The sequence below is a fragment of the Catenibacterium sp. AM22-6LB genome (assembly GCF_003435615.1).
Lineage (GTDB): Bacteria > Bacillota_I > Bacilli_A > Erysipelotrichales > Coprobacillaceae > Catenibacterium > Catenibacterium mitsuoka_A.
Genome location: NZ_QTUM01000008.1, coordinates 46,356 through 57,048 on the forward strand (window position 1 = coordinate 46,356; position 10,693 = coordinate 57,048).

At 32.7% G+C, this 10,693-nt stretch carries 11 protein-coding genes; 3 read left to right on the forward strand and 8 right to left on the reverse strand.

Annotated elements, in window-relative coordinates; all coding sequences use genetic code 11:
• Positions 1–306, reverse strand: a 306-nt coding sequence (locus tag DW269_RS03380; RefSeq protein WP_199412122.1) for a hypothetical protein, incomplete at its 3' end; no start/stop codon positions are given.
• 419 nt (positions 307–725) lie between these two features.
• Here DW269_RS03380 and DW269_RS03385 point away from each other — a divergent pair.
• Positions 726–1,235 (forward strand): hypothetical protein, encoded by a 510-nt coding sequence (locus tag DW269_RS03385; RefSeq protein ID WP_117458558.1) that lies wholly within the window; start codon positions 726–728, stop codon positions 1,233–1,235.
• Positions 1,236–1,281: 46 nt separating this feature from the next.
• On the opposite strand, the gene DW269_RS03390 is transcribed toward DW269_RS03385, so the two are convergent.
• Complete coding sequence (locus DW269_RS03390) at positions 1,282–2,562, reverse strand: galactokinase family protein (RefSeq protein ID WP_117458559.1); 1,281 nt, start codon at positions 2,560–2,562, stop codon at positions 1,282–1,284.
• Positions 2,562–3,572, reverse strand: coding sequence for an aldose epimerase family protein (locus DW269_RS03395; protein ID WP_117458560.1), 1,011 nt, complete (start codon positions 3,570–3,572; stop codon positions 2,562–2,564). The genes DW269_RS03390 and DW269_RS03395 overlap by 1 nt, the downstream gene beginning before the upstream one ends.
• A gap of 299 nt (positions 3,573–3,871) precedes the next feature.
• On the opposite strand from DW269_RS03395, the gene DW269_RS03400 reads away from it, so the two are divergent.
• The gene (locus DW269_RS03400) at positions 3,872–4,180 is read left to right on the forward strand and encodes a hypothetical protein (protein WP_233503268.1); all 309 of its coding nucleotides are present in this window, start codon (positions 3,872–3,874) and stop codon (positions 4,178–4,180) included.
• A gap of 796 nt (positions 4,181–4,976) precedes the next feature.
• Here DW269_RS03400 and DW269_RS03405 read toward each other — a convergent pair.
• The 4 genes from DW269_RS03405 to rsmA all read right to left on the reverse strand — a co-directional run bounded on the left by DW269_RS03405 (position 4,977) and on the right by rsmA (position 9,092).
• Positions 4,977–5,927, reverse strand: coding sequence for a ribose-phosphate pyrophosphokinase (locus tag DW269_RS03405; protein WP_006504477.1), 951 nt, complete (start codon positions 5,925–5,927; stop codon positions 4,977–4,979).
• 15 nt (positions 5,928–5,942) lie between these two features.
• Positions 5,943–7,340 carry a bifunctional UDP-N-acetylglucosamine diphosphorylase/glucosamine-1-phosphate N-acetyltransferase GlmU gene (glmU, locus tag DW269_RS03410; RefSeq protein WP_117458562.1) on the reverse strand — a complete coding sequence of 466 codons (1,398 nt, stop codon included), beginning with the start codon at positions 7,338–7,340 and terminating at the stop codon, positions 5,943–5,945.
• Between the two features lie 70 nt (positions 7,341–7,410).
• A complete protein-coding gene (ispE, locus tag DW269_RS03415) occupies positions 7,411–8,277 on the reverse strand; it encodes a 4-(cytidine 5'-diphospho)-2-C-methyl-D-erythritol kinase (RefSeq protein WP_117458563.1) in 867 nt (288 codons plus the stop codon).
• The gene (rsmA, locus tag DW269_RS03420; RefSeq protein ID WP_117458564.1) at positions 8,274–9,092 is read right to left on the reverse strand and encodes a 16S rRNA (adenine(1518)-N(6)/adenine(1519)-N(6))-dimethyltransferase RsmA; all 819 of its coding nucleotides are present in this window, start codon (positions 9,090–9,092) and stop codon (positions 8,274–8,276) included. The genes ispE and rsmA overlap by 4 nt, the downstream gene beginning before the upstream one ends.
• Positions 9,093–9,176: 84 nt before the next feature.
• Between rsmA and DW269_RS03425 the strand changes: the two genes are divergently transcribed.
• Complete coding sequence (locus DW269_RS03425) at positions 9,177–9,674, forward strand: transcription repressor NadR (protein ID WP_233502413.1); 498 nt, start codon at positions 9,177–9,179, stop codon at positions 9,672–9,674.
• 221 nt (positions 9,675–9,895) lie between these two features.
• On the opposite strand, the gene DW269_RS03430 is transcribed toward DW269_RS03425, so the two are convergent.
• Positions 9,896–10,693: reverse transcriptase domain-containing protein (locus tag DW269_RS03430; protein WP_255413823.1), on the reverse strand; the 798-nt coding region annotated here is incomplete at its 5' end.

Here is a 10,693-nt window from a genome sequence, read left to right on the forward strand (position 1 = left end):
TTTGTTAATAATACTCTTATATTTTCTTACAATAGAACTATGATTAGTATAACCCACATGAATAGAAATAAGATCAAATGTTTTATTCTCAAAATTACGCAAAGCAATAATTTCAAGTTCATCTGGTAATAGTGCTTTTAACCAATAATTAACTTTAGATACAATATGTGAGTAGAACATATATTCATTCTTTTCGTGATCATTCAACTCTTTAAACTGTATTGCTTGATTTAAATTATCCAAATGTACTTTAGCAATAGAGTAGAAGTTTAGAGTAAGTTCAATTTCTTCATTAGAATAAACCATTGCCTACTTACTCCTCTTCTTATAAATTGTAAAACGTTTTACAAATGTATTATATTATATTTAATCGACACAATTGTGCTTTTATGATTATTATAATAGTTCAAATTAATTGTTCCTGTTTATCACAACTATTAGTTCTGTATATTTAAACATATTATCCAGACAGTTAATCAAAATAGAATTTAGATTTAATACTTCCGTAAAATATAAGTTCGAGTTGATATACCATTGGATGTAAAAAGCTATTCTGTATACAAGCACAGCTAAGATCATGAAATGATTTTCTTATCAGAATAAATAATCAATCGAAAGAGGAAATCATAATTTGCCCGAATTTGTAATATATACCATCGATATTTAATGCAACGGATATTGGTACGTGTTAAAATTAATATATTATGAATAGCGAGGTATCGAAAATGGAAATATTAACTGTCAAAAATAATAAAATGGATTATTCAACTTTCAAAAAAGTCAGCTTTCACTTCTTTCCTGTATTCTACACATTATTCCTAATAGTTGCATTCTGTCTTTCATGGATTACTTTGTTTATGAACCTATCTGCAGGACATGTTATTTACAGTGTAATAAGTGTTAGTAATTTAATACTTATATGTTCTCAACCAAGAAGGCTATCAAAAAAAATCATAAAACAGCTCAATAAGTCGCTCCAGACAAATTATTATATCTATGACTTGGTCTTTTATGAAGATAAACTAACTACAGTGGTAGACTCAGTAGAAAATAAAGCTTCCATAAAATATACGAATATAAAAAACATAATAGAAACTAAAGATGTCGTATTATTCACAAGTAAAGCAGGCTTTAAAATCTATTTTGAAAAGAAAAATGCCAGTAATGAAGACATTGAGAGATTACATGCATTTTTTGATAAGCAGAACATCACATGGAAAAAATCAATTCTATAGTAAAGAAAACCTCTTTGATTCTCATATCAAAGAGGTTTTCTAATGCTTATAATTCTACTTTCTTACCGCCATACTTTCTTACTTTAAGAATATGACAAGAACCTTCACCAAAATACTTTTCAATTTCAGTCTTATATGTTTCTACATAATCATCTTCTACAAAGGCCTGGATCGTACCTGCAAATCCACCACCATGTACTCTACATACACCTTTATTACCTAGGATATCTTCAGATAAGCCTAAGGCAATAGAAACAGCCTGGTTTGTTTCATCATGGTTAGAATAGATATTCTGTAGGTATTTATAAGAACTGTCTCCTGATGATTTGATGACTGACTTGAATGTATCAAAATCATTGTTCTTTAAGGCAGATACTGCTTTTTCTACTCTTGCATCTTCCTTAAAGAAGTGTAATGCACGGATGACACAGCGGTCACTCATCTTTTCACGTAATTCAGGAATATGTGCTTTAAATTCTTCTTCTGATACTTCTCTTAAGAATTCTTTTCCAAAGAAGTGTGCTACTTCCTTCATTTCTGTAGGAATGGCTGCATAATCATCAGTTAAGTCTGCATGAGATGCATGAACATCTACAATACATAAACTATGATGGAATGAAGAGAAATCAACATCTACTTTTTCTACAACAGGATGATCATTGTCTTTAAAGTCTATATGAATAAGAGCACCTACTGAACTTGCACATTGGTCCATTAATCCACATGGTTTACCAAAATAGACATTTTCTGTATACTGACCAATCTGTGCAATCAATACTGGACTTACTGTCATATCATTATATAAGCCTGATAATACAGTACCAATCATGACTTCAAATGCTGCTGATGAAGAAAGACCAGAACCCTGTAATACTTCACTTGTCATATAAGCTTCAAAACCACCAATATGAAGACCTAATTCCTTAAAGCGTGCAAGAGTACCTCTAATTAATCCTTCTGAAGTACCTTCTTCTTCTGCTTTCTTTTCTAAGTCATCTAGAGCTACAGCCTTTAAATCATAATCATCAGATAATACTTTTACAACACCATCTCTAGGTGCTGTAATCGCAATAATATCTAAGTTAATTGCAGCAGCCAATACTTCACCATGCTGATGGTCTGTATGGTTACCAGATACTTCACTTCTACCTGGTGCTGAGAATACTTCTACTTCCTTATCACCATAAAGTGAGATGAACTTTTCAATAGCTGCAATATATCTTTCTTTCTGAGTATCTAATAAAGATTCATCTACATAAATATCAGTTAATAAAGCATCTGCCTGACCATTTCTAATATCTTCAATAATCTGTGTTGCAAGTTTCATTATTTAATTACCTCTAAACAATAAGATGTCTGTGCATCAAATGTTTCTCCCTTTCTTAAAATAGTGCTTGGATTCTTTTCAATATGAATGGCGTCTGGTAAGTTCTGTGTTTCAATACATACTGCATCTCTCGCATTATAAGGTTCACCATTCTTACCAATACGTCCATCTAGATAGTTTGCGGTATAGATCTGTGCTCCTGGTAAAGTAGTGGATACTGTTAATCTTCTACCACTTTCTTCATCTTCTAATACAACCTGGTTCTTATCTGTAGTAAAGAAGAAATGATGGTCAAAACCATTACCAAGTTTTAATTGTGGATGATCTACTTCTACACGTTCACCAATCTTTGCAGGTTTTCTAAAGTCAAATGGAGTACCGTCTACAGCTTCCTTTTCACCTGTAGCAAGACCATCTGCATCTACATGTTCATAATAATCAGCATCAATCTTTAAAGTGTGATTATAGATATTATGTTTATGTCCTGATAAGTTGAAATATGAATGGTTAGTAATATTAATTAAAGTATCCTTATCACTCGTAGCATGATAAGAAATAGTTAATGTAGTACCCTCTAAATGATAAGTAGCACTAAAATCCATATTACCTGGATAACCTTCTTCTCCATCCTTTGCATGATAAGTAAACTTAATAGTATAATCATCTAAGATTTCATAATCAAAGATCTGATAACTAAATCCTTTAATACCACCATGTAAACTATTAGGACCATTATTAATAGGTAAATGATATGTTTCACCATTTAATTCAAATGTTCCTTTTCCAATTCTATTCGCAACTCTACCTACTAATGCACCTAGATAAGCATCTAGAGTCTGATATTGATTAAAGTCATCATAACCTAATACAACATCACCTTTTACTCCATTCTTATCTTCAACAATCATCTTAATAATAGTACAACCAAATGTTGAGACAACAACTTCCATCTCATCGTTTTTTAATGATAAATTTTCAATATTTCCAATTTTTTCTATTACTTCTATCACATTTATTCACCTCATCTTCGGAAACATAGATAATTCATACCTATTACTTAATATATTTTATCATGTTATGAATAATTATGTATACGCTTTCTAGAAAAAGTGAATATTTAATAGACTTTTCTATGAGTTGTAAAGAGCGTATGTCTTTTATACAGGAAAATATGTCTCTTAAGCACAAAATATAGACTATTTAATGATAATAATATATTATTTAAGTAGTAGAAGAGGATGGAATACTCTAAATTTAAAGATGTGACATAATAGAAAAAAGGTTTAATACAATCGAGGTGAATAATATGATGAACTTTCTTCTAGCTTTGTATAGCAGTTTATTAATCAAAATCCTGCCATTATTAGTTGTATCGCTGTTACTTACATTCCTATTAGTTAAAGCTAAAATGCCAAAGTTTTTCTACCTTCTCATAGTTGTAGAAGTAATCGCAATATCTGTACTGCACTATAGCACTGTTGTCACATCAATAAGCTTATATATGGAAGAGAGAGTCTGGATTATACTCTTTAATATGGCTATCCTTGTTGGTATATATTTAATGATTCCTACTCTTTCAATCATCCTCTATAGAGTATTAAGAAAAAGAGTATATTAATGTAGACCCCGTGTTAAGGACACTAAATAAAAAAGCACTTAATTAGAAATGAAAATATCCTCTAGGTAGTAACCAGGAGGATATTTTTACGTACTATGTTTTTAATGCACTTTTTCCAATTCACTACTTGTTTTAGATCCAGTTTGATATAATATCTTTGTTATCGTCCTCCTTGAAAGGGGGTGATGCTTTTTGTTTTTTGATTTTATGTTAACCGTCATGGCAGGTGTTCTAACTTATTACATCTGCAAATGGTTAGACGAATTTTTCAAACGATAACTAGCCTAGTGTTAAACCACTATAAAAGTTAGAAAAGGTAAGGATCCCACAATCCTTACCTTTTCGTTTGATACTTTTTGTTTTTTGAATTCAATTGAAGTTTAACACTTAACCACTTCATAGTCAAGTCGTCGTAGCATAAAAACGATATAAGTCATAGTATCATAAAAATAATATAAGTAATTATTTCACTTCATTTTCATATGCTTATAGTTTGATGTTCGACTTTTTCATAACCGTCATGGCTGGTGTTCTTACCTACTACATCTGCAAATGGTTAGACGAATTTTTCAAACGATAACTAGCCTAGTGCTAAACCACTCTAAAAATTAGAAAAGATAATGATATGCCAATCCTTACCTTTTCGTTTGATGTATTTTGATTTCTGAATTCATTTGAAGTCTAACACTTAACCACTTCATAGTCAAGTAGTTACTGCATAGAAACCACAGGAGCAGTTTACTTATTTCACTTCATATATTTAGTCTAAAAAAGGACTCGTAATGAGTCCTCTACATTAACAATCATACTGAGTGAATACGTCACTAACTGGTAAATCGTTTTCAATGTTTTCAATTGTATGTGCAAGTAATCCTGCAACAGATACAGAAACAAGTTTATCAAATTTCTTATCCTGTGGAATTTCGATAGTGTTAGTAATAACAACTTCTTTTGCCGCACAAGTAGATAATCTTTCAACAGCAGGTCCAGAAAGTACACCATGAGTACATGCAATATATACATCTTTAGCACCTTTCTGTTTTAACATATCAACACCAGCTGTAATAGTACCAGCTGTATCGATCATATCGTCAATTAAGATACAGTTCTTACCTTCAACATTACCGATGATACCCATAACTTCAGCAACGTTTGGTTTAGGTCTTCTCTTATCGATGATAGCGATAGGACAATCAAATGCTTCAGACATCTTACGAGCTCTAGTAGCTCCTCCGTGGTCAGGAGATACAACACATAAATCCTGAACCTTCTTTTTACGGAAGTATTTGATTAATAGTGGTAAAGCCTGCATTTCATCTACTGGAATATCAAAGAATCCCTGAATCTGAGCTGCATGTAAGTCAACAGTTACAACACGGTTAACACCAGCTGTAGTTAATAAGTCTGCAACTAACTTAGAAGTGATTGGCTGTCTAGGTTTAGCTTTACGATCCTGTCTAGCATATCCGAAATATGGAATAACTGCAGTAATTTCACGAGCAGAAGCACGTTTTAAAGCATCAGTTAATACTAAGATTTCCATTAAGTTTTCAGTTACTGGATTAGAAGTAGACTGAACAATGAATACGTCCTTACCACGAACAGATTCACCGATTTCACATAAGATTTCACCATCTGCAAAGTGATGAACTTTGCAGTCTCCAACCTTAGTACCTAAAATGCTTGCGATATCCTGAGCTAATTTCTTGCTTGAAGATAAAGAAAATACTGTAATTTTGTTTTTCATATGTGTCCCCTTTTTTTATTTCTTGTTTCTTTCGTTATAAATCTTCATACGTTTTTCTTCTAAAACTTTTGCATAACCAGGTTTGTTCACCTGTCTAGCACGTGCGATAGACATTGCGCCATCTTCTACAGTTTCTGTTACAGTAGATCCAGCTGCAACAAATGCGCCTTCACCAACAGTCACTGGTGCAACTAAATTTGAATTACATCCAATAAATGCATTATTTCCAATAACAGTCATTGACTTATTCTTACCGTCATAATTGCTTGTGATAGTGCCACAACCAATATTAACGCCATCGCCTACTTTAGCATCACCGATATAAGTAAGATGAGCAGACTTGCTTCCCTTACCAAAATCAGCTTTCTTCATTTCCACAAAGTTACCAATGTGTACATTCTCTCTAATATGACAATTAGTTCTTAGTCTTGCATAAGGACCAATATCAGTACCGCTTTCTACAACAGAATCGCTTAATACTGAGAACTTGATTTCCACATTATCCTTAATATCTACATCTGTAAATTCACAATAAGGACCAATATGACAATGTGCTCCCATAGTAGTATGACCCTTAATAATACAACCTGGTTCAATGATTGTATCCTTACCGATTACAACATCAGTACCAATATATGTATTATCAGTATCTACAATAGTTACACCATTTAATAACCAGTTCTTATTTACTCTCTTCTGAAGTAACTTAGTTGCTTCAGCAAGCTGAACACGGTCATTAATGCCACCTACTTCACTGAAATCCTGAATCTTATAGCCATCAACCTTCTTGCCTTCTTCATTCATGATTCCAATTAAATCTGTAATATAATACTCACCCTGAGCATTGTTGTTTGTTACTTTCTTTAAAGCTTCAAACATTGATTTGTTATCAAAACAATATTCACCTACGTTCATCTCAGTGATATCCATCTGAGATTCCTGTAAGTCTTTGAATTCTACAATTCCTGTTACCTGACCATCTTCCTTAATAATACGACCAAATGGAAGTGACAAGTCACAATCACATGTCATTACAGTACCACTATTCTTACCATTCATATGATAATCAATAAGTCCCTGTAATGTTTCCGCAGTAATTAAAGGTGCATCACCATTTAATACAAGAGTGATTCCTTCTTTATCCCCTAGAACACTTTCTGCCATCATGACAGCATGTCCAGAGCCTTTCTGCTCTTCCTGTAAGACAGTAGTGACGTCGTTATCTAACAAAGCCTTGACCTGGTCAGCCCCATGTCCAACAACAACGACTGTTTCTGCGATATCTAACTTCTTTAATTCATCCACCACATGATTGATCATTGGTTTATATAAAACTTCATGAACAACCTTAGGTGCATCTGATTTCATACGAGTACCTTTACCCGCTGCTAAGACAACTGCATAAACTTTCATCGACATATCTCCTTTTTTTCCCCTACATTCTAGCAAAATTCAATTCAAAATAAAAGAGAAAAGGCGTAAGTTATCCCTTTTTCCTTTTCTCTGGATAGTAAATCTGTGTTTTTACTGCAAAACTATATTTCTTTTTAAAATATGGAAGCACTTTATCAATTAATTCAGGATCTTGAGTCATACCAAAAACAGATGAACCACTACCTGACATAAGAGCACCATCAAAACCAAAGTTCATCATATCATCCTTAATAGACTGGATATCCTGTACCATCTTAATAGAAGGAGCTTCTAAAGTATTACCTAAACAATCTACAACACCTTTATAATCATTCTTTTCAATTGCACGCTTCATTAAATCAATATCTGGATGAACAGCTGTTTCGATATCTAAATCATCAAAACATTTCTTTGTAGAAACACCTTTCTTAGGTTTTACAATCAATAAATGACAATTAAAACGTGAACAATCAATAAAGTGAAGGTTTTCACCAATACCACCTACAACCGCAATACGATTCCATACACAAAATGGAATATCTGCACCAATCTCTTTACCCATTTCACACATATCCTGATAAGACATACGTAAATGGAATAAGCTGTTCATTGCACGGAAAATAGCTGCACCATCGGCACTTCCTCCACCCATTCCAGCTTGTGATGGAATATGCTTATAACAGTGGATTCTTACACCACTTTGGATATCAAACTTCTTGATTAATGCATCAGCCACCTTATACATGATATTACGTTCATCAGTAGGTACACGGTATGTGTTTGTAGTAATTTCTATACCTTTTTCAATAGGATCAATAAGAATCAAGTCATGAAGACCAATAGGGGCCATAATCATATTTAATTCATGATATCCATCTTCTCTTTCACTTACTACATCTAATGCAAGGTTTATTTTCGCATAAGCACGAATCTTCATAGTTTATGACTCCTTTCTAGTATTCTTATATAGTCATCAATGTTTAATTCCTCAGCACGTTTATTGGCAGGAATACCACATGATTCTAATACTTCTTTTGTTTGATCGTGATATAAAGACTTTAAGTTATTATAAAGTGTTTTCCTTTTTGCAGTATAACTTGCTTCAATCAGATCAATCAATTCCTGTGATATAACACGTTCTTTATGAATAGAAATAACAGCACTATCTACATGAGGTGCTGGCATGAATACATGTCTAGGCACATTCAATTCATATTGAACATCTCCTACATAATCAATCATCATCTTTAAAGGACTCTTTTCTTCAGAACAGAGCTTTAATGCAACTTCCTTTTGTACCATAGCGACTAAACGATTAATAGGTGTAGAAGAAGATACAATCTTTGTGATGATTTTAGAAGTAATATAATAGGGAAGATTTGTGACAACACAGATATCCTTATAGTCCTTTAGTTTATTACATGCTTCTTCTAAATCAGCTTTCATAAAGTCCTGGAAGATGATTTCTACATTATCATGTCCTTCTAAAGAGAATGATAATACTTCCTTTAAACGTTCATCTATTTCAAAACATAATACTTTACCAGCTTTATTAGAGAGCTGTTCTGTAAGAGCGCCTATACCAGGTCCTATTTCAATAACTGCTGTCTCCTTATCCAGCGAAGCATGATCTGCGATACTTTGAATAATACCTGGATCTACTAAGAAGTTCTGTCCATATTTCTTAGAAGGCTTTAAGTTAAATGTATTTAATATAAATTCTGTATTTGATTTTTTTGCGATATTTTCCATATCATTTATTATATAGGATATGTAAAGAAAAGACCATTGAGTTCCCTGAAAAATTCTTCTATAATGGTCAAAAAGGTGATGTATATGGATAGAAAGACAAGAATAATGGAAATAATAAGTAATAGTGATAAACCTGTTTCAGCAAGTAAAATTGCGAAAGAATTAGGTGTTTCTAGGCAGATTATTGTAGGAGATGTGGCTTTACTTAGAGCATCGGGAGAAGATATCACTGCAACCCCTAGGGGATACATATTAGAAACAAATAGAAGTAATCATTATACAATTGCAGTAAAGCATAATAATGATCAGTTAGAAGAAGAATTAAATACTATTGTAGATTTAGGTGGTAAGGTTGAAGATGTGATAGTAGAACATCCTCTTTATGGAGAAATCAAAGGAAATCTTCATATATATTCACGTTATGATGTGTCTAAATTCATGTCTGCAGTTAAGGATCGTGATGTCACACCTCTTTCTCTATTAACAGATGGTGTTCACTTGCATACAATTACAGCACCTGATGAAGAAACATTAGAACGTATTAAAAAAGCACTGGATGAAAAGTATATATTATTAAAATAATAGGTTTTTGATTTCATCTTTAAAGAAATAGATGAATAATAATGTGTTTCCAAAAAATGGTAAAACTAACTTAAAACATAATATTGTAGGTAGTGAAGAAATTAAATATACATAAAAGAAAGTAGACTAACCTATCACTAGGCTAGTCCCTTATCAAACCGTACGTGCACTATTAATGCATACGGCTTACCAATTTACAAATTATTTAATTTATGTACGGACTATCTTGAGAAAGCATAGTCCATTTTCTTTAATCGCTCTTTTGTGTAGAAAACTATACCTTGGTCTTTTCGTTTCTGAATGTGTTTGTCCATATAGGTCTTATTTCTTTGCATATGGATTTCTACATACTTTTCTATAGTGTAGGTACCCCACATTTTGTAATAAAACCACCATTTTGAGGGAACCAAACCAATTCGTGCAAAGAATTCAATGTTCCATTTATAACGCATCCCATATGATTTCCTTACTGTTGGATGTTTATGTATCATGCACACCCTCAATCGTTGACGTACATATTTGTCCATTATTTCCAAATATTTGCTCATTGCACGAATTACACAGTGTGTTTGCATGTGACCTTCGAAGACTTTAAGGGCTTTGTGGACATTCAGGTAATAGTTAGTCTTGCCAACGATAATGGGGTTAACATCATTTATCCATTCTTCTTTTGGTTTAGTCCATTTCCTTTGTGTCTTATCTTTAATAGCCTTCTTGAACGTTTTAATTGACTTTTCTGTGGGAACGATTGAGTAGTAATCATTCCCTTTCTTGCTAGTTTTCCAATGATTAAAATGGAAGCCTAGAAAATCAAAGTCATCATTCTTAAAGTCAACTACCTTGGTTTTATTCATCGCAACTTCAAGTCCTAGAGATTCAATGACTGATTTAGCGATGTTGCCTGCTCTTGTAACTTCTTCTTCAGTTTCGCAAAACAGTAGAAAATCATCTGCATACCTCACAAAATAAATCTTAGCCTTGTGTAGTTCCCAATCAAGTTCATTCAAATAGATGTTGGC

Excerpts from the sequence above, each read along its gene's own strand:
- DW269_RS03400 (WP_233503268.1), top strand. The coding sequence starts at position 3,872 with ATGAACTTTCTTCTAGCTTTGTATAGCAGTTTATTAATCAAAATCCTG.
- DW269_RS03405 (WP_006504477.1), bottom strand. The coding sequence starts at position 5,927 with ATGAAAAACAAAATTACAGTATTTTCTTTATCTTCAAGCAAGAAATTA.
- DW269_RS03390 (WP_117458559.1), bottom strand. The coding sequence starts at position 2,562 with ATGAAACTTGCAACACAGATTATTGAAGATATTAGAAATGGTCAGGCA.
- ispE (WP_117458563.1), bottom strand. The coding sequence starts at position 8,277 with ATGAAGATTCGTGCTTATGCGAAAATAAACCTTGCATTAGATGTAGTA.
- DW269_RS03385 (WP_117458558.1), top strand. The coding sequence starts at position 726 with ATGGAAATATTAACTGTCAAAAATAATAAAATGGATTATTCAACTTTC.
- glmU (WP_117458562.1), bottom strand. The coding sequence starts at position 7,340 with ATGAAAGTTTATGCAGTTGTCTTAGCAGCGGGTAAAGGTACTCGTATG.
- DW269_RS03425 (WP_233502413.1), top strand. The coding sequence starts at position 9,177 with ATGGATAGAAAGACAAGAATAATGGAAATAATAAGTAATAGTGATAAA.
- rsmA (WP_117458564.1), bottom strand. The coding sequence starts at position 9,092 with ATGGAAAATATCGCAAAAAAATCAAATACAGAATTTATATTAAATACA.